Genomic DNA, 21,351 nt, shown 5'->3' with positions numbered 1-21,351 from the left:
TGTCTCACAGGTTTTTTATCTCCTGACGGACATCTTTCTATCAAGTAACAAATATTTTAAATATGAACAAAGTAACTTCTTTGGCAGCGATTCTGCTGTTTTTATTTATTCAGAATTTGAGTGCGCAAATACTCTATGTTGACGCCATAAAAGGGCAGGATTCTGGTGATGGAACTGCCCGGATGCCATTGGCCAGTATTCAAAAAGCGATGGATCTGGCAGGTGGTTTCATAGGAAAAGAAGCTATTCACATTAAACTATTACCGGGATTATATCTGCTTAAAGACAAAGTTGCTATTGATAAAATACGGAATGAAGGAATCTGGCTAACGATTGAGGCGGCCATAATGCCAGACGATGCCGATTGGGGACCTACGAAAATGCCAGTTATTCAATCGGTGTCGGGCAATAATTCCGTTACCCAGTTTCCGCACAGTATCGGATTTTTAATTGCTTCAAATAATATCTCACTCAAAGGGTTAAAGTTTATCGGGAATGGAAATCCGGAAGTGAAATATTATTACCCCATTAACAGAGAAAATGAAAGTTTAAAAGGACTGGATATTTCTCAATGTTATTTCATCGGAGAAAGAAATTCTGCGCCGATACAGGGAAGTATCTGGGCGCATGGTGCGGGTACGCACGTGGATCATTGCATATTTTATGGCTCCAAAAATGCACTTCTTTTATTCAAATCCATCCGTGATTTTTCTCTTACCAATTCCATTATTTACGGAGCTTATGAAGCCGCTGTCTGGTTCGGAGCGTTTGATTCTGATTTCGTTTTTAAAAATAACATCGTTTCAAATTGTACTTATTTCTGGTTGAGAGCTGAAAATACTTTTCCAAAATACACCTTGAATAATTCTTTGATCACCAACAATGACGGATTTATGGGTTACTACGCGAAAAATGGCGCTATTCCCGCGGATAAAAATGAGCACACCGAAAACCAGATTCAGAAATCGGGTAAGCTGATTTTAAGTGAAGTAAAAACAAACGGTTTGCCGAAAGATTATCTGAACCCGACAAAAGAATCAGCCGGGAAGGAGCTTGGTGCCGGGATTTTTATCAATCCCAAACAATAATTATATCCTCGTTTGTCCTTTCAGTTTTTTTTAAATCCATCCAAATTATAGTCATGAAAAATTTCCTTTTAATCATTTTTAGCCTTTTGTCACTTGTCGTTTCTGCCCAGAAAAAAGACAAAAAGAAGACATCAGAATCCAGCAAACCAGACACCAGGATTTCTTTAACCGCCGATAACTGGGAATTCCAAAACGGGAAAGTGCAATTTGAAACTTATGAAACCAGGCCGTCTATGAAAATTGCTGCAAATGCAGGAACGGTGGTTTTAAAAAATACCAGCTTTGTGAATGGCACTATTGAATATGATTTTATACCAGTGGATGCCATGTTTGCCTCGCTTTATTTTCATTGGCAGGACAATAAAGAAAATGAATGTTTTTATTTCAGGACCGGTACCTGTGAGGATTCCACGGCGATGGATGTTGTGCAATATGCTCCTCATGTTTCTGGCATCAATCTTTGGGACTTACTCGGCCAATATCAGGGAAATGGATATCTTCTAAAGACGAAATGGAATCATGTTAAAGTTGTGATTTCCGGCTCACAAATGCGAGCTTATTTGAATGATATGCAGAAGCCAATTCTTGAAATTCCGCGACTGGAAGGCAATACTTCAAAGGGTACGATCGGGTTTGATGGAGAATCTGTCATTTCAAATCTTGTGATAAAAATGGATGAAACTGAAAACCTGCCTGCCGTAGCCGGTGTGGATCTCACGTCACATGATCCGAGATATCTGCGCAACTGGCAGGTGAGCAAACCTTTTGAAACACCTGAAAAAGTAGATTTTAGTTATGATTTTATTCCAAAACCTGATCAAACATGGGAGACTATTGCTGCTGAAAGAATGGGGCTGATCAATTTGACCCGGAAATTTGGTGGAGCTGAAAAACGCAGAATGGTGTGGCTGAAATTGAATGTTGAATCAAAATCAGATCAGAATAAAAAAATCAATCTTGGATTTAGTGATGAAGTTTGGGTAATGCTGAATGGCCGCCTTCTGTATACCGATAAAAACTCGTATGGCCTTCCGATGATGAAAGTTCCTTTTGGAAGATGTTCTATCGAAAATTCTTCCTTTTCGATTCCTTTTAAAACAGGTAAAAATGAAATACTTATCGGCGTAGCCAATGATTTTTTTGGCTGGGGAATTGTAGCGCGACTGGAAGATATGAAAGGAATAAGGGTGGGAAATAAATAACGTAGACTCCGGTACGTAAAAATATTTAGTCGTTATATGATTGAAAGGCAAAAGTCTTTAATCATATAACGACTTTTACATAAGAGTCATTTGAATACGCGAGATAGGTGTGAAATCTGCTGGTACAATTATTTTTGAAAATATTAAAATTGAAGAGAAAAGGAAATGGGTTTGTTCGATAATAAAATTATAGTTGTAACAGGTGCCGGGAAAGGTATCGGGAAAAATGTTGCAATCGCTTACGCCAAAGAAGGCGCAAAGCTGGCATTGTTTGACCGGGATGCAGAAAATCTTTTAAAAACCGAAAAGTTGATACGCGAACTTGGAGGCGAAGTTTCTACGCAGATTGTGGATATGACATTGCCGGGCGATATCGTGAATGCTGTGATTAAAGTCAAAGAGACTTTTGGTGAAATAAATATTCTGATAAATAATGCCGGTCTCGGTCGCAGTAAATCTCCCTACGAATTGGATCTGGAAGATTGGGATTATGTGCTCAATACAAATCTTCGGGGCACTTTTATATGCAGTCGTGAAGTGGCCAAGGTTATGCGAGGCAATGGAGGAGGTTCTATCATCAATATTGCGTCCACACGGGCACTTATGTCCGAACCGAATACAGAAGCTTACGCGGCTTCAAAAGGCGGTATCCTGGCACTTACTCATGCGATGGCAATTTCACTCGGAAAAGATAAAATTATGGTGAATGCAATAAGTCCGGGATGGATTGAAACGGGTGATTATGCCGCGCTTAAGATATCAGATCATGAGCAGCATCCGGCGGGCCGTGTTGGCAAGCCGGAAGACATTTCGAGGGCCTGTTTATTTTTAACAAATCCTGAAAATAATTTTATAACCGGTGCGAATTTTGTGATTGATGGGGGAATGACGAGGAAAATGATCTACGAAGAATAGATTTTTTATTAAAATCAATTGCGTTGCAAACGTATATAGTTTTTGGAATTGTAATGGGAAAAAGTGCCATAGGGAGCTGTAAATGGCATATTCTGCCCTAAAACGAAAAAACACGCAGGCTTCAAAATGAACCCGCGTGTCAAATTACACTTCATCAACAAACTAAAAACCAAATAAAACTACTACGAAAATAATCGCTTGTCAAGTTTTTTTTGCTGTAGGAGGGGGATTCGAACCACCCACGGTGCGGTTAGCCGCGATACAAAATACTGTTGGTGGTCCACCCCAGTCGACTCTCGTCGGCATTATACCGTGTTTATCCCTGATTCACCACCCCCGAGACAGGAGGGCATGGCTGCCAATTTCATCACCCTACAATGTGATATTTTGTGTATTCCGAACTTTCAAATAAATTGTCATCTCTGAAACCACACTGCAAAAGTAAGCGGTTAAGTTTTAAATATAAAATATTTGCATAAAAAAATCAAAAAATTTACGATATTTTGATAAATTGCTTAAATTACTTGCGATTCCTTCAATAAATAACCCCTAAATGCAAAAATATTCAGATATAGACAGCACTGATTTGAGAATTTTGTCACTGCTGATTGAGAATGCTGCACTGCCATATACCGAGATTGGAAAAAGAGTATTTGTATCCGGCGGTACAGTGCATGTGCGAATGAAGAAGATGGAACAACTCGGTATTGTTAAAGGTTCACAGCTACTGATTGATCCGACTAAACTGGGCTGGGATATCAGTGCTTTTCTGGGCGTTTATCTTGATAAAAGTTCTTTATATGAGCAGGTTGCATCCGAGTTGGAACGAATTCCGGAAGTGGTTAACATACATTACACTACAGGGATTTATAGCATTTTTGTAAAAATCGTATGTCGCGATACAGGACATTTACGTGAGATTTTACATGATAAAATTCAGAAAGTAAACGGAATTCAAAGAACGGAGACCTTTATTTCGTTGGAAGAACGTATAAATCGGTCTATACCACTGACGGATGAATAAACGTTAACCGGAATAATTCTTTAAATTCATCAATATTTTAATTTTGCTATTGTATATATAAAAAACTTATATATATTTGTTAGGTAAAAACAACATTATGGATACGAACACAACAAGTAACGAATACGTACGCGGTACACTGAAAACCATCGTTTTGAATTTGCTGGCGGAGCAAAAACGTATGTACGGTTATGAAATTACCCAGGAAGTGAAAGAAAGAACAGGAGGGGCGATTGCACTCACTTTTGGCGCGCTGTATCCGGTTTTACATAAATTGGAGCAGGATGGTTTTTTGGTTACAGAATCGGTTGAGGTAGACGGACGGTTGCGGAAATACTATTCGTTGACAACGCCGGGAAGTGAAGCCGCACGTATAAAAACGGATGATCTTGAACGCTTTGTTGATGCGATCCGTTTATTATTAGCGCCTAAAAGTATGGCGACCGAATAGTATTTATCCATTGGCTACTAGTTTTTCCCTGATCCTGTAATACCCTAAATATTCTTACAGATGAAACGCCTTCAAAATAACAAAATAGAATTGCTTAGCAATTATTTAAAGAAAAATGGCCTGAATCCGGAGTTGTTTCCCGAGATACTGGATCATTTGGCGTGTGAAGCAGAAGAAAGACTTTGGGACGGGGATTCGTTTGAGCATGCTTTCAGCAATATTGTTGAAACGGCTGATCCGGAAACGCTCCATATACTGAGTGTTGAACATAATCATCTATTAGCCATGGAAAAAACTTTGAATGACATCGTGTTCGAAAACCGTAACAAACTTTACGGTGCTTATCAATTGAGAAAAGGATACAATAAAACCATGCAGCGTTCGGTGTTGATGGGAGTAACTTTTTTCTTGCTTATCATGTTGCTGCCCAATTTATACGCACGACTGGTTCCTGAACCTAAGAAAGATGATATTGGATTTGAAGCGGATTTAATAACGGTAGATATAAAACCGGAAACTAACACTCCGCCGCCTGTTGAACCTGTAAAGCCGGTGCAAAAAGTTAGCACAGTAAAATATGATCACTATGAAGTTTTACCTGACCACATGGTGCCGGAAGAAACTTCACCTCCAACCATTGAGGATTTGCAAAACGCACTACCCGGCCAGGAAAATAGTGAAGGGAATTCTGATATTTTAACCATCGAACCACCAAAAGCAGAGGCTCCGGCGGGAAAAGGAGTTAATGTGGGATTGGAAAGTCCTAAGGAAACCGAATTATTTGCCGTGGAGCAGGCTCCCGAATTTATGGGTGGAAATGCAGCCATGGGTGAGTTTTTAAGAAAGAATTTAAGATATCCGTCGCAGGCAGCGAGTGCGGGAGTGCAGGGACGTGTATTTATTTCCTTTGTTGTAGGCGCAGATGGTAAAATTGAAAATGTGCAAACCTTGAAAGGAATTGGATTTGGATGTGACGAAGAAGCGGAACGTGTTATTAAGTTAATGCCTAAATGGAAAGCCGGACGTCAATCGGGAATTCCTGTGCGTGTTCGTTTTAATCTTCCTGTTGTTTTTCAAATGGAATAAATTTCAAAGCATAATTGAATATTAAGACTAATCCCCGCTTGGTGCGGGGATTTTTTTATTATTTTTGTGGTTAAATAAGTATGTTGATCAGATCAGATTTTTATCATTTATTCCCCTGAAATATTTTATTTACCTATGCAGAGATTCAGTAAGTAATGTACGCCATTGTTGATATAGAGACGACCGGAGGAGGTGGTAATTCCCGCATAACTGAGATAGCTGTTTTTCGTCATAATGGAGTGGAAGTAGTAGACTTTTTTCATTCCCTCGTTAACCCCGAAACATTTATTCCCCCTTTTATTACCCGCCTGACGGGAATTGATAACCTGATGGTTCAGGATGCACCCACTTTTTCGGAAGTGCAGGATTCCGTTCGCGCGTTGACAAAAGACGCCTGGTTTGTAGCGCACAATGCAAAATTTGACTACGGATTTTTAAAGAAAGAATTTGGTGCGCTGGATGAATATTTTCAGCGGGATTTGCTTTGTACCGTACAGCTTAGCCGTAAAATTTTTCCTGGATTGAAATCGTATAGTCTGGGTAATTTGTGCGAAAGTTTGCAGATACTTATTGAAAACCGGCATCGTGCAGAAGGCGATGCTGCAGCGACCGTCAAGCTTTTTGAAATGTTGCTGGAAAATGATCTGCAAAAACTCATTCCTGTGAATATGGTATGATTTGTGTATTTAAGCTCACAAATTAACGTGGAATGATTTTTATAATAATGGGTAAATATAAATTAACCTAAATTATTATACGCATGAAAGCTTACATCAACATCCTCGTTGTCTTTTTTCTGGTAATTGGCCTAACAAGTTGTGAAGTTATTGGCGGTGTATTCAAAGGTGGAATGTGGACTGGAGCCATCCTTGTCATTGCTGTTATAGGATTAGTTATCTGGTTATTTACAAAATTACTGGGTGGTAATAAGGGATAGATAAAATATTAAGAAAAAAGAAAGGAGGTTTATTGTAAAAATAAGCCTCCTTTCTTTTTTAATATCCTGTCTGACAGATTCTTATTGTCTGGCATATTTTATATTAAGTAAAAATGATTTAAATCTTTGGTTATTCCGATTCTCTCACACATCTTTGCACTCCGATCGGGGGATTAGCTCATTTGGCTAGAGCGCTTCGCTGGCAGTGAAGAGGTGATCGGTTCGAATCCGATATTCTCCACAATAGAGTTTAAGATAAAAAGCTACCTCAAATGGGTAGCTTTTCGTTTTGATATGCTAAACGAAAAAACCTACAAATACCCAACCAATTCCTCAACATCAACCTTCAGCATATTTGCCTTAAAAAGATCAGCTTTAAATTTGAAGATGAAATTCCGCAGTGACATGCCCGTACGGTTCATGATGTAAAGGTTTAGAATTTCCTCGGAGGTATTAAACATCAGTAGCAGATTAGGTATCCTGACGGTCTTTTTTTGTTGAAGTTCGCTTTTTATATAGTCAATTATTGACTCGGTAAGTTCAATTTCAGAATGCTCGTCTGCCGGTTGACTTCTGTAATTATTTCTTGCCAAAACAGTTACAATCATATCGATACAGCCTTTTATCATTTTGAGATGAGACGCAGGTTGCTGAGCAAGTTCGAATAGGATTTGAATAATCAAATACGTGATTGTTTTTCCGTCGCGTTCGTTTGGAATTGGTCGGCCCTGAATTAATAAGTAATTGTTACACAGGTTTTCGGATTGTTTGTATGTATCGGCAAAATCCGGACTGAACAGTTTTTTCTTTTGAAAATCCTCTGCCAGGTAGGTATCAAAAGCAACCACAAATATTTCAGTTTCTTTGTCTTCCTGGAAAATGGGCTGTTGTCCTGGTTTTAAGAAAATAACTCCTTTTTGAAAATAACAGCATATTTCACCGTTCAGGATAAATTTACCTTGTCCCGACAAAATGAAAATAATCCGGTAATGTTCGAGCTGCTCGCCGCATGATTCCCAGATTCGGGTTTTACTTTGAAGCAGATGAAACCTTTTCAGGGCGTTAAATTTTATAGCTGGCATTGTGCTGACAATTCTGTTTGTAACCAAGTTTATAAATAAACTAACGGGTAAAAAATGGAATTGTCTGAATGTCATTTTTCAGTGTTCAAGAAGCTGTTTTTACTCGCAGAATTGCCGGTCAGTTTACTTGCCGAGCCAGATTTTGAACTCTGTAATGCGGTCCGGACTTACGTATGTTTCTTTTGAAAGAGCCGGATTTAGCTCCAATTTCAATTTGCCTGCCGAAATAATCTGAATATTATTAATGGCAGCAAAGCAGATCAGCATCGTCCGGTTGATACGAAAAAACTGTCCCGGATCAATCATCTGGCATAATTTGTCGAGACTATATTCTATGGCAAAATGCCGTCCGTCGAATAATCGTAAAAAAGTAGCTCTTTGCTCTATCGTAAAATAGGCTATTTCTGTCGTTTTAAAAGTAAAAAACCGTGAGCCGGCTGTGCACAAAAAACGGTCTTTATATTTTTCAGAATCGAATGTTTGCTCAATAATCGTTCGTTTATTTTCAGCAGCCTCTGATAGTTTTTTGAATTTGGATAGCGATGCTTGTAGCTCCAACGGACTGACAGGCTTCAAAAGATAATCGATACTATTGGTCTTGAATGCTTTGAGCGTGTATTCATCAAAAGCGGTAGTGAAAATAATGGGAATCATTAAATTCAGATGTTCGATGATCCTGAAACCGTCACCATCTTCAAGATGTATGTCCAGAAAAATCAGATCGGGTTTTACGGACGATTCATTTTCAAAATAACCAATAGTTTGCAAAACGGATGGGAATATTCCAAGTAAATGAATGGATGGATCTATTGTCATAATCAGCTTATGAAGCCGCTCTGCACTCAATTCCTCATCTTCTACAATAAGTATGTTCATGCGATTAAAGGAACTTTTACGACAAAATTTTCAGTCGTTTTTTCGATAAGAACTTGTTTATTCAAAAGTAGATTATAGCGATTGATAATATTTTTTAGTCCAAGTTGTGTAGTCGGTTCACTCAGTATGCGGATTTGCAGTGGATTACTTACTACCAGCATTTTTTCTTCAATATATATTTTGACAAGAAGCGGATTCGCGAGCGACATCGTATTGTGCTTAATAGCATTTTCAATTAAAAGCTGTAATGTTAACGGGATAAGCGAAAAAGTTTCCAAATCTTTTGTTGATAAATTTGCCTCAATGATGACCTTTTCTTTGAACCGGGTTCTTAATAAAAAGGTATACGTTTCCAGAAAATTCATTTCATCTTTCAGGCTAATCTGCCGCAATTCTGCCTGCTGCAAAATGTATCGATACGCCATGGAAAGCTGATGGATAAATTCACTTGATTTTTCAGGATGGGATTCTACAAGTGAAGCGAGGACACTTAAATTATTAAACAGAAAATGCGGACTGATCTGATTTTTTAAAGCCAGAAATCGGGCGTTAATGTTTTCCTTTTCAAGTATTTGTGAATCTACAAGCACCTTTTTCAAATTCTCCTGTACCTGATTGCTTACACATAAATAATAGGCCGAGATCAGGGCAAGTATTGTCAAAGCCTGATTTGCTTTATATCTGCTACTTAATACAGGAAATGAATGCCTGGGAGCGTGAGAGAATGTCATGGGTATATGATCCCAGAAAGATTCCATAAACGCCCATGTAAAAATCAGTATCCGGTTGAATAGTAATGCCAGCAAAACTGCCGGTATCAATGTAACGAGCTGAGTGGAAAGACTAAATTCCGAGGATTTATCGCTGCCGGTAACCTGCGCAAGCTTTTTTAGTCCCCAGTCAATCATGTAAATCCAGCCGGTATAAAAAATAGTACTAACCAGAATTTCAATCAGAAAGAGTGGCAGCTTGGTCAGGACAATGTACCAAATATCCTGCTGGACATTAATGAATGTTCTTAGCGGAATGTAAATAACGGCCAAGGCAAAGCCGAGTAACCATTTCTTATCAAAAACTGAACGCCACATGGTAATTTGAAAGTCAGCTCAATATAAAACAAAAGACCTGAAGTGAATAATTTTTTTGATATTACGGTTTTAAATGGACAGAATGGCTTTATAAGATCGGGAAAATTAAAACTGCTCTTATTTTATTAAAAGGCAAATCAATGGAATCTTACTTGAAAACAATAGAATCACCAGTTGGAAAATTAACATTGGTGGCCAGTGAAAAAGGCCTTTCTGCGATTTTGTGGGAAAAAGACGATTCTGGAAGGACCGGAATAACTTTCGGTTTGGAGGATAGTAATCACCCGATTCTTCTGGAAACTGAAAAACAGCTGATTGAATACTTTGCCAAAAAACGGAAAGTTTTTTCTATCAAACTTGATTTTAAGGGCTCGGAATTTCAAAAGCAAGTGTGGGAAGCGTTACTTACAATTCCCTTTGGAGAAACAAGAACTTACGGACAAATTGCGAAACAAATCGGGAATCCGCAGGCTGTGCGCGCCGTTGGCGGAGCAGCAAATAAAAATCCTGTTTCCATTATCGCTCCCTGCCACCGTGTGATCGGAGCCACCGGTAAATTGGTGGGATTTGGCGGTGGAATTGCGAACAAAACAATTCTTTTAGACATGGAAAAAACTTTTAAGCAAACCTCCTTATGGGAATAGAGAAACCAGCAAATGATTCGTTCTTCGAAACATTTTCATCAGAGAATTTTCACACCATTTGTGATCAACTGGCTGATATGGATAGTGATTTGGGTGCGATCATAAAGGACCACGGCTATCCGCCCATGTGGACGCGGCCTAACACCTATGAAACGCTGGTACACATCATTCTCGAACAGCAGGTTTCCCTGGCTTCGGCACTTGCAGCATTGAAGAAATTGCAGGAAAAAACGATAACATTAACGCCTGAAAATATTCTTAAACTAAGCGATGAAGAGTTGAAAGCCTGTTATGTTAGTAGGCAAAAAACGATTTATTTAAGAAGTCTTGCTTTGGCATTGGTTGAAAAAAGACTGGATCTGGATGTTTTAGGAAGGTTGCCGAATGATGACGTAAGAAGCCAGCTTACCGCGTTGAAAGGAATTGGTAACTGGACGACCGATGTTTATCTGATGTTTGTTTTACAAAGAGCGGATATTTTTCCGGTAGGTGACCTGGCGGCAGTGAATGCTTTAAAAAGAGCTAAAAAACTGCCCAAGGAAACACCCCGTGAAAATCTGTTAGAAGTGGCTGCGTTTTGGAAACCATATAGGACCGTAGCGACTATGATTTTATGGCATCATTATCTTTCTTCGCCGTTCAGAAGTTAATCGTTTTACAGCAAAATTATTTTAATCTTACATGGAAGAAGACTTTTTATGCGGTTTGTAAGCAGGCCGTTTTTCGTAACCTTCATTGCTGACATCATCTCTTTTCAGATCATCCTGCTCCTCGAAATAATTGACAACATACATTAGCGGAATCGTAATTCTGTCGGCCGCGTTGGAAAGTTGAATCACTGCCCGGTCTATCGACTCATTATCATAACCTATAAAATTGCCACGAACAAACTCGCCTGGCATTTTTGCATAGGTTATTTGTTTGTTGATATATTTTTCAGCCCGTCTTTGGAGGCCGGTAAGTTGTAGTTCCGCCATGATTTTGAGTATTTGACCCGAAGATTACCAATAATTTTTTGGAAAGAATAAAATTCTAATATTTCTTCAAATTAAGTCACATTTTTCTGAGACGTGTATAATAATTGATTAATTAAAAAAAATGCGGAGCGGTATACATTGACCAAATTTCGATTTTCAGCTCAGGTAGTATTCCCTGAGATAATTTTGTTTCGCTAAAATGAAAACGGATTAGACTTCGTATTATTTAAGTTTATCAATCACTTATATTTGTACTTAACAACGTTCTCATTTGTCTGGAATTTGCTGTTAGCTGTTTTAAAATCAATCAACTAAAATAAACAGATTATGGAAATTACCTATTACGGCCACTCTTGTTTTTCTGTATTTGCAGGTGGAAAACATATTCTATTTGATCCTTACATTTCAGGAAATGAATTGGCGAAGGACGTTAACATTGAAGAAATAAAAGCTGATTATATTTTTGTCTCCCACGGCCATTTTGATCATATGCTTGATGTAGTACCCATCGCAAACCGCACAGGTGCAACGGTAGTAGGAATTTGGGAATTGTACAATTATTTTAATGCACAGGGCGTCGAAAATGTTTTTCCATTGAATCCGGGTGGCAAAACAACCTTTGATTTTGGTAGTGTAAAAGCGGTCTCAGCTCAACATTCCGCCAGTTTTTCAGATGGAAGTTATGCTGGTGTAGCCAGTGGATTTGTACTGAAAACTGTTGATGGAAATTTTTATTACAGCGGTGATACTGCACTTACACTGGATATGACGCTGATTCCAAAATGGGCTGATCTGGATTTTGCCGTTTTTCCAATAGGTGATGTTTTGACTATGGGCGTGGAGGATGCGATTGAAGCAGCAAATTTTGTTAAAACAACTCAGATTCTGGGTGTTCACTATGACACATTCGGATTTATTAAACTGGACAAATCCGAGGCGATAGCAGAATTTAAAAAAGCTGGTTTAACCCTGCATTTGCCTGAAATCGGTACGCAAATTGAAATAGCAAAACGTTGAATGACAGGTTTAATGTAAAGCTTTTTACCTTGTCTTTTGGTAGTCAGCCATCGGACTTCTACACCCATTTCAAAAGCTTGCTTTTGAAAAGATCAGTACGATATTTCACTATAAATTTTTTAAATGTAAAACCTGTGCGCGCAATCAGGATTTCACTGATGCAATCTTCGGATACTTTAAAACTGGAAGCAATTTCCTGAATATCAAATTTATTATTAAGTTGAAGCTGTCGCTTGATGTATTCCAGAATTTGGTCTGTTTCAGGATGAAATTGCAGGACTGGAATGTGTTTTCTGACATATTGTATATTTCTGTCAAGTATGTGAATGAATGTAAAAACACCGTTTCTGATAATTTCCTTATTAGAATCCGGCCGGTTTTGCATTTCATGCGTAATAAGTTTAATGATCTGGTTTGCAGATTCTCTGTCAATACTCCGCTCCATCACCTTACCCTGAACAAAAGATTTATTGGAAACCAACGATTCAATCTGACCGAACATCGTTGAAAAAGTCGTTATGTAAGGTTTGTCTTTTAAAGCTGATTTTGGTGATGAACCGGAAATAATGGTAAATATTTTTGTTTTCACAAACGTCTGAAAACTAATATTTTGCTGTGCACGGAGGATGAATATACTGTCTTTTTGATAACTGGATGAGACTGTATCCAACGTCACTTTTCCACTGCCTTCCAGGATCACGATTACTCTCAGGCGGTCACTATATGGGTAAAGCAATTCCAGCTCATTGGCTTCCAGGCTTGCCAGGATGCACTTGTTATGTATGTTTAGCTTTTCCAAAATTTAGCAGGCAAAATGAAAATAAATGGACTAATAAATTGTCTGGTTTCTATACCGGACAACGTTCAGTCAAAAGTGTTTAAAAGGAGGCTTTAGGAAAAATAAAAAAGTCTTAATGACGGCTTTTGGAAGTCGAACGGGCTTTTTTTGGGGAAGAATGAAAATCGGGAATTATTTACCAAGCCATTGTTTAAAATCAGAAATACGATCTGTACTTACATAAATTTCCTGCTGGGCTATTGGCGAAAGTTCGAGTTTAAGTCGGCCTGCCGATAAGGTATTGATCGAACTGATACTGCCAAGTGAAATAATCAGCGATCTGTTGATCCGAAAAAACTGGCTTGGGTCCAGCAGTTGAATCAGTTTATCAAGACTATAATCCATAGTCAGATGTTTTCCGTCAAAGGTTCTGAGAAAAGTAGCCTTTTGTTCGATGGTAAAATACGCAATATCCGCAGTTTTTATACAAAAAAGCCGGGTTCCGGCAGATGCCATAAATCTGTCTTTATAATTATCATGCTGATGTGGTGATTGCAGCAAAGATTTGATCAAATTCAGATCCGGGAAATATTTGTTGTTATAATGCACATTTTTAAACTTACTAAGCGCGCTATCCAGCTCGGCCCGCTGAACTGGCTTTAAAAGATAATCAACGCTGTTTACCTTAAATGCTTTCAGGGAATATTCGTTATAAGCGGTCGTAAATATGATCGGAATTTTAAGATTCAGCTGTTCAATGATGTTGAATCCCATACCGTCTTCCAGCATAATATCCAGAAAAATAAGATCCGGTTCGGCGTTATTATCGTTTTCTAACCAAGCAATACTTTCCTTTACGGAAGGTATTTTGGCCAGTATATTGGCGGAAGGATCATACCTCAATACGAGATTTTCCAGTCTTGTTGCGCTAAGCGTTTCATCTTCAATAATAAGAACGTTCATGAAATAAGAGGGATTTTAACAACAAACAAATTTTGCAGGTTTTCTACCAAAACGGGTTTATTGACAAGCAATTTATATCGGTTAATAATATTGTTTAAACCAATTCCTGTCGAGACCTCGGTTGGTGCCCGCAGCTGAATCGGATTCCGGATAACCAAAAAATCGTCTTCAATGCAAATTGTTATAACCAGCGGATAAGTTACCGACATCTGGTTATGTTTTACCGCGTTTTCAACCAGTAATTGTAAGGTTAGCGGTACGATGAAATAAGTGTCTATTTGCGCTTCGGAAAGGTGGATTTCCAGATTTATCTTTTCTTCAAATCTGGTTTTAAGCAGGTACATATACGTTTCCATAAATTCAATTTCGGTGCGTAGTTTTATCTGGTCAAAATCAGACTGTTCGAGTATGTAGCGATAGACCTGTGACAGTCTGCTGATAAATTCTATGGATAATTCCTTATCTGATTCAACAAGCGTACTTAACACACTAAAATTATTAAACAAGAAATGAGGACTTACCTGGTTTTTCAGAGCATTGAAATGAGCCTTGATATTTTCTTTTTCAAGTCTTTCGGCATTAATGTGTACTTGCTGCAAGTGCTGGTAAACCCGGACATTTGAGGCCAGATAATAGGCAGCCATGAGTGCCATAGCGGTCAATCCATTGTTTGAACGCCGTTTCTGCTGTATCATTAATAACTCAACCGGAGAGTTTGTATGAAAAAGCTGGGGATCCCAGATTGATTCCATCCAGTGCCAAAATACGCGGAAAGCGATATTGAAAATTGCTGCGAGGCCAATGGCAATGAATAAAGTCAATAGCTGGCTCAGCAATTTGTCATGACTTACATATTTACTTCTGGGGAATCTGACAACGTAATATTGGACCCATTCAATAAAATTTAGCCATAATGTGTAAAATAGGCCACTCACGATTAGCTCTATAATCCAAAGTGGAAATTTGTTGACTACAATTGACTGACTATAAAAAGTAATATTTATGTAGATACGGATGGGTACATAAATAATCGCAAACCCGAATCCCAGCTTCCATTTTTGCTTTTGGGAAAGTGGATAAAATGTTTCTGCCCACATACATTGAGATGTTTATCTGCCGATATTTACAAAGGTGATAAAAGGGTTTGTTTTACCCATTTTAATTTTCAGAAGACAGACAGATCTATTTAATAAAAAATTTAAAACGGTTTTTCATCCATTTCAATCCCTGCCAGCATATGTCTCAGAATGGGCCCGCATTTTTCGCGACAGGCGGGGTAAAAATGTCCATGTTTCCAGAAATCAGATTTTGGAGATAACCCCCACCAGAATTCAGCCATGGCAATCGGCTGCATATTTTGCTGAAAAGCGTATTGTAGCAATTTTGGCGCGGCACATTCTCCGGCTCCGGCAGGCGGATTTTTATAGGACGCATCTTCAAAAATCTCACAAAGGCTTTTTTTATCACCGCCCTGATTCAGGAAATTGTACTGGTCAAAAATCTCTTTTTGCAAAGAAACGGAATGTGCTTTTCGTATTGTTTTCAGAGCATCCACCTCCTTCTGTACATCTGAATTTTTATCTTCCAATACTTTGATTTGCTGATTGATGATCGAAAGTTTTTCCATGCCTGTATTCAGGAAGCCGCCGTCAGCCATGCCATCAAAAATAGGCGGAACGAATTTAGTGTGATGATTTCCGCCAGCCAGTTTCCCCGAGAACGCTGATAGATATCCGATTTCATCGTTCTCCGTTCTTACAACCAAAACGCCAAACATTTTTCCAATAACAGCGCCTTCCTGATCAACTTTTAAACCAAAATTATGATCCCATTCTTCCTGATCAGCCAGATGTGATTGTAGCTTTTCCACAGCCAGTAATGAAAGAGGATGTGGTTCGTAATCAAATGGAAAGGTGAATTTCTCGGGAAAGCAATACGCACCCAGTGATTCTTTAAAAGGGCTGAAAATTGTATCTGTGGTGGAGATAGGCTGTGTCAAAAGGGATGTTAAATTTATCAATGGCTGTGCATGTGCAAAACACTTGCAAAATTAACAATATCCAGTCACTTTTGACCTGGGAAACGAAAAATTTAGAAGTGAAATGTTTTCATAAGTCCAATATTAATGCTGTCACTATCAAATAAAGTATGATGGTTACCGTTGATTTGTTCATGACATTTTCAATTATATTTTGAAAAAAAAGAATGGTTAATCACTATAAGCTGATACGGGAATTATTCGGGAAGGGTTGCTTTTTAAATTCAATACAAGTCCAAATGTGACCGCAAAGTATGAAATCTGTAACTTTCGAAGTTTATTTTGTACCTTTTCAAAAAAATGTAACACCGGGCGTTGAATAAGATTTTTATTTTCCTGATCATTTTACTTTTGCCGGTTGTAGCTTTTACACAACCTGTTTATATTCTCAATGATAGTTCTGCTGCTACAATAAATCGGTACGCAGTATTGCCCGATCGTGGCTATACTTTTGAAAAAATACTTTCGGATACTTCACTCGTTTTCATTGATGGCGATTCGTTGCAATCTGGTGATGCAACTCACTTTTGGTTGAAAATTCGCATCAATAATCCTTTTCACTACGCTGAGCGATGTAGCATATCCTTAAATTTTAACCTGGATAACGCTTTATATTATTTTAACGAAAATACCCAAAAGTGGGTAGTCAGTCGAAATGGTATGCTGTCGCCGTATATTGGTAAGCGTAACCTTAATGAGTTGGCCTGTGTATTACAAGGGAAAACTGAAAATGCGATTTATATTAACATGGATGCAAGTGTGCTGCGGACATTTGGACACGCGGTAGAGCCCTTAATAAAAATAAAAAAAGGTGATTATTTTGATAGAAATGAGCATATTGTTTGGTTGTCCTGGGTTACTTCCATAACCGTATTGATCCTTTTCTTTTTAAACAATTTGTACATTTATTTTGGGCTGAGGGATAAAACAGTATTATTTTATCTGATCGCGCAGTTGGGAGGTATGTTTTATATCACGGCTTATAAACGGTTTTATGGCATATTTTTTCAAAGTCCGCTTTTTACTTCTACCGTATCGCCAAACGGACAGCTGCATTCTTTTGATTTGACTAATTTGCTGATGCATGGGAGCATTTTATTGATCATGTACGGCGTAGTAGAATTAACCCGGGCTTTTCTGAATACAAGAAAAAAACTTCCGGTAATGGACTTAGCCCTTAGGATCGGGTTATGGGTTTATGTGCTGGTTACCGTGATAATCGTACTATTAAATGTCTTTGTAGCCTATCTGGAAGATTATACTTTGCTTTATCATAATATTCTTGCGCTGCTGTTGATTGCGATTATTTTGAGCACCAGTGTCGTAGGTTACCTCCGGAAACTTCCGGCTTCTACGCCCTTTTTAGTTGCTAATTTTTTGCCATTGATTTTCATGCTGGGGACCACTTTGTATCATGTCTTCGTAAGTTTTAGTGAAACCAATAATTCATTAATGCCTGATTTTTCTATCATTTCGCAGGCACTCGCTTTTTCAGTAGCTTTGGTAGCCCGCACAAAATCGGTTCACAAAAATCTTAAAGCAAAAGAAATAGAAGCGCGTCAGTTGGAATTTGATTTGAAAGAAATTGGATTGCGGCAGAGACTGATCGAATTGGAAAACCAGAAAATCAATGTCGATATCCGGCTCGAAAAAACAAAAAACGAATTATTAGAAGAACGCCTGGAATTAAACCAGCGTGAACTGGCTTCAACAACTTTATATATGGTTCAGAAAAACGAACTGCTTGCCAGTTTAAAAACACAGATTCAGGAACTTCATAAATTGTATCCGGACAGCAAACATAAGGAGTTAAAAAGTATAGAATCCATCCTGCAAAGCAACCTGTACCTGGATGGTGACTGGCGAAAATTTAAATTGCACTTTGAACAGGTCCATCCTCATTTTTTTGAAAATCTGCTGGCCAAATATCCTTCACTTACTAAAAACGAAATACGGCTATATGCCTATTTTCATATCAACCTTTCCACCAAGGAAATTGCGGCCTTACTCAATATTGATCCTGCCAGTGTGCGCCGTGCCAAAACAAGGCTTTACAAAAAAATGGCAATGGTTGAGGAAGGCGATTTGAATGATGACGGTAAGTAATCGGATATAGCAACAATTTTATTGGAATTTCATCAAAACCCCGGTTTTTATTCAAAAATCGCGGTTTTCGTTTTGTTTGTACACACTTTGTCTATGCTCATTTTTTGGTAATTGACAAATTCGTGCCTTGTTTTGCTTAGAAATTAATATGCCCTCTCTACCCTTAAAGATGTGTTTAATTACGGCATAATGTAGTCGTAAAATTAAATTTCATATTGCTGCGTGTGATCAAATCCAGGATTACATGCAGCAATAAAAAACACCTAAACCAAGTATATTTAATTAGGAAAACGTATGAACACAACCCGTGAAAGAGGAAATGAAAAATGTAAATCTCTTAGGAAAACACTTTCAGAAACGATTGGATTAATAGTCGTTTTGTATTGCGTTTATTTATTCGGTAGCCTTGTGGTCAGGGGGTATATCAATGACCAAACGCTGACCAAAGTTCTACTGGATTTTTGGCCTGAATAAAGTTATAATGTAAACCTGATTCTTGAAAATAAAGACAAACCATTCATTATGGGAATCTGATTTTTCGGATTATTTTGTCAATTTTTTTTAACAGAACTAAGACTATTCGTTTTGAATGGTTTTAGTTTTTTTGTTTAGAACCTTTAATTGTGATAAATATGATTGTCGTACAAACGATTTTTGTTGTATGCCTGAATTTACGTGCTGAAAATCCTTATTTTGCAGTCCTGAAATAAATTACCTCACATCCTATTACCAGGCATTAACCTATATGAAGAAATTAATTACAATCTTTTTGCCCGTTTTAATAGCCGGTTCCGCATTTTCCCAGCAAGCGGTGCTGATTGCAAACGACTACCAAAAAGCAGAAAGTTTTCTAACTTCTAACACCCAAAAGTACATCGACAATGTTTCCGGGAAACCTGCATGGATTTCAGGAGAGCGGTTTTGGTATCGCACCTTAACGGCACAAGGCAGTGAATTTATTTTGGTAAATGCGTTGAAAGGAACGCGCTTACCTGCTTTTAACCAGGCAAAACTGGCACAGTCTCTTTCGGCTGCGAGCGGAAAAAGTTTTACCGCTTTTATGCTTCCTTTTCAAAGTTTTAGTTTTTCAAAGGATGAAAAATCGATTCTTTTCTCAGCGGATGGAAAACAATGGAAATGTGATTTGAAAACATATCAAATTACAGAAGATGCTTCAACAAAAGTAAAAACGGACGAAGAACCGAGAAGTGAATCTTTGTCGCCGGATGGTAAAAAAGCCGTTTTGATCAAAGAGCATAATTTGTGGCTTCGTGATGTAGCTTCAAATCAGCTCATACAATTAACTACCGACGGAATCAAGGATTTTGGTTATGCCACGGATAATGCCGGCTGGCGTCATAGCGACAAGCCGGTTTTATCCTGGTCGCCAGATTCCAAAAAGATTTTTACCTATCAGCAGGATGAAAGGAAAGTAGGCGATATGTTTTTGGTGACTACGAACGTAGGTCATCCGAAACTGGAAGCATGGAAATATCCATTGCCGGGTGATAGCGTTGTGGCGATGCTTCATCGTGTTATTATTAATGTTGAAACGCCCAAAGTAATACGTTTGCAAATTCCTGCGGATGTTCACAGGTCAACTATGGGTGATGATATCAGCCGTGGTGGCGTGCTAAATGACGTTTCATGGAGCACGGATGGTACTCAGGTAGTGTTTGTTTCAACGTCTCGTGATCATAAAGAGGAAAAAGTAAGAATGGCTGATGCTGTTTCAGGTGCAGTAAAAGAAATTTTTGAAGAAACTTCTCCAACGCAGTTTGAATCAGGGCAAAGAGGAATCAGCTGGCGGTATTTGTCGGCAAGCAAAGAAATAATCTGGTATTCGGAAAAGGATAACTGGGGACATTTGTATTTGTACGACGCAACATCGGGAAAGCCTAAAAACCAGATTACCAAAGGGGATTGGTTAGTCACGCAATTGATAAAAGTGGATGAAAAAAGCCGTCAGATTTATTTCATGGCAAATGGAAAAGAATCCGGTAACCCGTATTTCAGCCATTTTTACAAAATCAATTTCGACGGTTCAGGATTGACTCTGCTGACGCCTGAGGCTGGTTTTCATACAGTGTCTTTATCAACTTCGGAAAATTATTTCATCGATACTTATTCTCAGCCTGATGTTGCCCCGGTTACGGTTTTGCGTACTATGGGTGGGAAATTAGTTACTGAATTGGAAAAAACAGATGTTAGCCGTTTAAAAACCATCGGCTGGAAAGCGCCAATTCCTTTTTCAGTAAAAGCACATGACGGAAAAACGGATGTCTACGGATTGATGTACACGCCGACAAAACTGGATTCAACTAAAAAATACCCTCTTGTAGATTATATTTATCCTGGTCCGCAAGGCGGCAGCGTTGGATCATGGGCATTTTCTGCATCCAGAAGAGACAATCAGGCTTTGGCAGAACTTGGATTTGTTGTGATTGAACTGGAAGGTACGAGTAATCCGTTGCGGTCAAAAAGTTTCCATGATATGAATTATGGACAAATGGCTGAGAATACTTTGCCCGATCAGGTTTCGGGAATTAAGCAGCTTGCAGCAAAATATAACTGGATCGATACCACACGCGTTGGTATGCACGGACATTCCGGAGGCGGATTTGCCACAGCTTGTGCAATGTTCACTTATCCGGATTTCTTCAAAGTTGGAATTTCAGAATCGGGCAACCAGGACAACCGGAATTACGAGGACGACTGGGGCGAACGTTACATTGGTTTGTTGAAAAAGGATGGAAAGGGAATATCAAATTATGAAGCACAGGCAAATCAGATTTATGCCAAAAATTTGAAAGGAAAACTGATGCTCGCACACGGAATGATGGATGATAATGTGCCACCTTACAATACCTTGCTGGTGATTGAAGCACTGGAAAAAGCGAATAAAGATTATGACCTGATCATTTTCCCAAACAGTCGCCATGGATATGCGAACTTTGGTCCATATATGATGAGACGTCGCTGGGATTATTTCGTTCGTCACTTATTAGGTGCCGAACCACCGAAAGAATATCAGTTGCATAATGTTATGGATCCAAGAAATGCGGTGAAGTAACTTACA

The 21,351-nt window shown here is 38.6% G+C and carries 21 protein-coding genes and 1 tRNA gene; 14 read left to right on the top strand and 8 right to left on the bottom strand.

What is annotated here, in order from left to right; all coding sequences use genetic code 11:
* Positions 1-62 precede the first annotated feature (62 nt).
* The 9 genes from FZF08_RS00780 (at position 63) to FZF08_RS00745 (ending at position 6,944) form a co-directional block, all read left to right on the top strand.
* Complete coding sequence (locus FZF08_RS00780) at positions 63-1,088, top strand: hypothetical protein (protein ID WP_159466720.1); 1,026 nt, start codon at positions 63-65, stop codon at positions 1,086-1,088.
* Between the two features lie 53 nt (positions 1,089-1,141).
* Complete coding sequence (locus FZF08_RS00775; protein WP_159466719.1) at positions 1,142-2,290, top strand: hypothetical protein; 1,149 nt, start codon at positions 1,142-1,144, stop codon at positions 2,288-2,290.
* Between the two features lie 165 nt (positions 2,291-2,455).
* Positions 2,456-3,205 (top strand): SDR family NAD(P)-dependent oxidoreductase, encoded by a 750-nt coding sequence (locus FZF08_RS00770; protein ID WP_159466718.1) that lies wholly within the window; start codon positions 2,456-2,458, stop codon positions 3,203-3,205.
* A gap of 553 nt (positions 3,206-3,758) precedes the next feature.
* Positions 3,759-4,229 (top strand): Lrp/AsnC ligand binding domain-containing protein, encoded by a 471-nt coding sequence (locus FZF08_RS00765; RefSeq protein WP_159466717.1) that lies wholly within the window; start codon positions 3,759-3,761, stop codon positions 4,227-4,229.
* A 97-nt stretch (positions 4,230-4,326) separates the two neighbouring features.
* Positions 4,327-4,680 carry a PadR family transcriptional regulator gene (locus tag FZF08_RS00760; protein WP_159466716.1) on the top strand — a complete coding sequence of 118 codons (354 nt, stop codon included), beginning with the start codon at positions 4,327-4,329 and terminating at the stop codon, positions 4,678-4,680.
* A 60-nt stretch (positions 4,681-4,740) separates the two neighbouring features.
* Positions 4,741-5,766, top strand: coding sequence for an energy transducer TonB (locus FZF08_RS00755; protein WP_159466715.1), 1,026 nt, complete (start codon positions 4,741-4,743; stop codon positions 5,764-5,766).
* Between the two features lie 155 nt (positions 5,767-5,921).
* Positions 5,922-6,443 carry a PolC-type DNA polymerase III gene (locus tag FZF08_RS00750; protein WP_159466714.1) on the top strand — a complete coding sequence of 174 codons (522 nt, stop codon included), beginning with the start codon at positions 5,922-5,924 and terminating at the stop codon, positions 6,441-6,443.
* Positions 6,444-6,526: 83 nt separating this feature from the next.
* On the top strand, positions 6,527-6,703 hold the full coding sequence (locus FZF08_RS31485) for a hypothetical protein (protein ID WP_200837001.1): 177 nt from the start codon (positions 6,527-6,529) through the stop codon (positions 6,701-6,703).
* 167 nt (positions 6,704-6,870) lie between these two features.
* A tRNA-Ala gene (locus tag FZF08_RS00745) sits at positions 6,871-6,944 on the top strand.
* Between the two features lie 70 nt (positions 6,945-7,014).
* Here the strand turns inward: FZF08_RS00745 and FZF08_RS00740 are convergent.
* The 3 genes from FZF08_RS00740 to FZF08_RS00730 form a co-directional block, all read right to left on the bottom strand.
* Positions 7,015-7,785 carry a hypothetical protein gene (locus tag FZF08_RS00740; protein ID WP_159466713.1) on the bottom strand — a complete coding sequence of 257 codons (771 nt, stop codon included), beginning with the start codon at positions 7,783-7,785 and terminating at the stop codon, positions 7,015-7,017.
* 123 nt (positions 7,786-7,908) lie between these two features.
* The gene (locus FZF08_RS00735; RefSeq protein WP_159466712.1) at positions 7,909-8,661 is read right to left on the bottom strand and encodes a LytTR family DNA-binding domain-containing protein; all 753 of its coding nucleotides are present in this window, start codon (positions 8,659-8,661) and stop codon (positions 7,909-7,911) included.
* Positions 8,658-9,749, bottom strand: coding sequence for a sensor histidine kinase (locus FZF08_RS00730; protein WP_159466711.1), 1,092 nt, complete (start codon positions 9,747-9,749; stop codon positions 8,658-8,660). The genes FZF08_RS00735 and FZF08_RS00730 overlap by 4 nt, the downstream gene beginning before the upstream one ends.
* Before the next feature lie 140 nt (positions 9,750-9,889).
* On the opposite strand from FZF08_RS00730, the gene FZF08_RS00725 reads away from it, so the two are divergent.
* Positions 9,890-10,393, top strand: a complete 504-nt coding sequence (locus FZF08_RS00725) for a methylated-DNA--[protein]-cysteine S-methyltransferase (protein ID WP_159466710.1) — start codon at positions 9,890-9,892, stop codon at positions 10,391-10,393.
* Positions 10,384-11,043 carry a DNA-3-methyladenine glycosylase gene (locus FZF08_RS00720; RefSeq protein WP_159466709.1) on the top strand — a complete coding sequence of 220 codons (660 nt, stop codon included), beginning with the start codon at positions 10,384-10,386 and terminating at the stop codon, positions 11,041-11,043. Before FZF08_RS00725 ends, FZF08_RS00720 begins: the two co-directional genes overlap by 10 nt.
* Positions 11,044-11,070: 27 nt before the next feature.
* Here the strand turns inward: FZF08_RS00720 and FZF08_RS00715 are convergent, their stop codons facing one another.
* Positions 11,071-11,370, bottom strand: a complete 300-nt coding sequence (locus FZF08_RS00715) for a hypothetical protein (RefSeq protein ID WP_200837000.1) — start codon at positions 11,368-11,370, stop codon at positions 11,071-11,073.
* Between the two features lie 327 nt (positions 11,371-11,697).
* Between FZF08_RS00715 and FZF08_RS00710 the strand changes: the two genes are divergently transcribed.
* The gene (locus tag FZF08_RS00710; RefSeq protein WP_159466708.1) at positions 11,698-12,387 is read left to right on the top strand and encodes a metal-dependent hydrolase; all 690 of its coding nucleotides are present in this window, start codon (positions 11,698-11,700) and stop codon (positions 12,385-12,387) included.
* A gap of 58 nt (positions 12,388-12,445) precedes the next feature.
* Here the strand turns inward: FZF08_RS00710 and FZF08_RS00705 are convergent, their stop codons facing one another.
* The 4 genes from FZF08_RS00705 to FZF08_RS00690 form a co-directional block, all read right to left on the bottom strand.
* A complete protein-coding gene (locus FZF08_RS00705; protein ID WP_159466707.1) occupies positions 12,446-13,186 on the bottom strand; it encodes a hypothetical protein in 741 nt (246 codons plus the stop codon).
* 171 nt (positions 13,187-13,357) lie between these two features.
* Positions 13,358-14,128, bottom strand: coding sequence for a LytTR family DNA-binding domain-containing protein (locus tag FZF08_RS00700; RefSeq protein ID WP_159466706.1), 771 nt, complete (start codon positions 14,126-14,128; stop codon positions 13,358-13,360).
* A complete protein-coding gene (locus tag FZF08_RS00695; protein WP_159466705.1) occupies positions 14,125-15,225 on the bottom strand; it encodes a sensor histidine kinase in 1,101 nt (366 codons plus the stop codon). The genes FZF08_RS00700 and FZF08_RS00695 overlap by 4 nt, the downstream gene beginning before the upstream one ends.
* Before the next feature lie 101 nt (positions 15,226-15,326).
* Positions 15,327-16,127 carry a pseudouridylate synthase gene (locus tag FZF08_RS00690; RefSeq protein ID WP_229216368.1) on the bottom strand — a complete coding sequence of 267 codons (801 nt, stop codon included), beginning with the start codon at positions 16,125-16,127 and terminating at the stop codon, positions 15,327-15,329.
* A gap of 354 nt (positions 16,128-16,481) precedes the next feature.
* Here FZF08_RS00690 and FZF08_RS00685 point away from each other — a divergent pair, with 354 nt between their 5' ends.
* Both FZF08_RS00685 and FZF08_RS00680 read left to right on the top strand, forming a co-directional pair.
* Positions 16,482-18,272: a 7TM diverse intracellular signaling domain-containing protein gene (locus FZF08_RS00685; protein WP_159466704.1), complete on the top strand. Its 1,791-nt coding sequence runs from the start codon at positions 16,482-16,484 to the stop codon at positions 18,270-18,272.
* A gap of 745 nt (positions 18,273-19,017) precedes the next feature.
* A complete protein-coding gene (locus tag FZF08_RS00680; protein WP_159466703.1) occupies positions 19,018-21,345 on the top strand; it encodes a DPP IV N-terminal domain-containing protein in 2,328 nt (775 codons plus the stop codon).
* Positions 21,346-21,351 lie beyond the last annotated feature (6 nt).

Origin of the sequence: Dyadobacter sp. 3J3 (genome assembly GCF_009801115.1) — a bacterium.
GTDB lineage: Bacteria > Bacteroidota > Bacteroidia > Cytophagales > Spirosomataceae > Dyadobacter.
This window is presented reverse-complemented; position numbering and strand designations above follow the sequence as displayed.

What these genes read in the sequence shown, in the direction of transcription:
- FZF08_RS00780 (WP_159466720.1), top strand. Translation starts at nt 63, where the DNA reads ATGAACAAAGTAACTTCTTTGGCAGCGATTCTGCTGTTTTTATTTATT.
- FZF08_RS00775 (WP_159466719.1), top strand. Translation starts at nt 1,142, where the DNA reads ATGAAAAATTTCCTTTTAATCATTTTTAGCCTTTTGTCACTTGTCGTT.
- FZF08_RS00770 (WP_159466718.1), top strand. Translation starts at nt 2,456, where the DNA reads ATGGGTTTGTTCGATAATAAAATTATAGTTGTAACAGGTGCCGGGAAA.
- FZF08_RS00765 (WP_159466717.1), top strand. Translation starts at nt 3,759, where the DNA reads ATGCAAAAATATTCAGATATAGACAGCACTGATTTGAGAATTTTGTCA.
- FZF08_RS00760 (WP_159466716.1), top strand. Translation starts at nt 4,327, where the DNA reads ATGGATACGAACACAACAAGTAACGAATACGTACGCGGTACACTGAAA.
- FZF08_RS00755 (WP_159466715.1), top strand. Translation starts at nt 4,741, where the DNA reads ATGAAACGCCTTCAAAATAACAAAATAGAATTGCTTAGCAATTATTTA.
- FZF08_RS00750 (WP_159466714.1), top strand. Translation starts at nt 5,922, where the DNA reads ATGTACGCCATTGTTGATATAGAGACGACCGGAGGAGGTGGTAATTCC.
- FZF08_RS31485 (WP_200837001.1), top strand. Translation starts at nt 6,527, where the DNA reads ATGAAAGCTTACATCAACATCCTCGTTGTCTTTTTTCTGGTAATTGGC.
- FZF08_RS00740 (WP_159466713.1), bottom strand. Translation starts at nt 7,785, where the DNA reads ATGCCAGCTATAAAATTTAACGCCCTGAAAAGGTTTCATCTGCTTCAA.
- FZF08_RS00735 (WP_159466712.1), bottom strand. Translation starts at nt 8,661, where the DNA reads ATGAACATACTTATTGTAGAAGATGAGGAATTGAGTGCAGAGCGGCTT.
- FZF08_RS00730 (WP_159466711.1), bottom strand. Translation starts at nt 9,749, where the DNA reads ATGTGGCGTTCAGTTTTTGATAAGAAATGGTTACTCGGCTTTGCCTTG.
- FZF08_RS00725 (WP_159466710.1), top strand. Translation starts at nt 9,890, where the DNA reads ATGGAATCTTACTTGAAAACAATAGAATCACCAGTTGGAAAATTAACA.
- FZF08_RS00720 (WP_159466709.1), top strand. Translation starts at nt 10,384, where the DNA reads ATGGGAATAGAGAAACCAGCAAATGATTCGTTCTTCGAAACATTTTCA.
- FZF08_RS00715 (WP_200837000.1), bottom strand. Translation starts at nt 11,370, where the DNA reads ATGGCGGAACTACAACTTACCGGCCTCCAAAGACGGGCTGAAAAATAT.
- FZF08_RS00710 (WP_159466708.1), top strand. Translation starts at nt 11,698, where the DNA reads ATGGAAATTACCTATTACGGCCACTCTTGTTTTTCTGTATTTGCAGGT.
- FZF08_RS00700 (WP_159466706.1), bottom strand. Translation starts at nt 14,128, where the DNA reads ATGAACGTTCTTATTATTGAAGATGAAACGCTTAGCGCAACAAGACTG.
- FZF08_RS00695 (WP_159466705.1), bottom strand. Translation starts at nt 15,225, where the DNA reads ATGTGGGCAGAAACATTTTATCCACTTTCCCAAAAGCAAAAATGGAAG.
- FZF08_RS00680 (WP_159466703.1), top strand. Translation starts at nt 19,018, where the DNA reads ATGAAGAAATTAATTACAATCTTTTTGCCCGTTTTAATAGCCGGTTCC.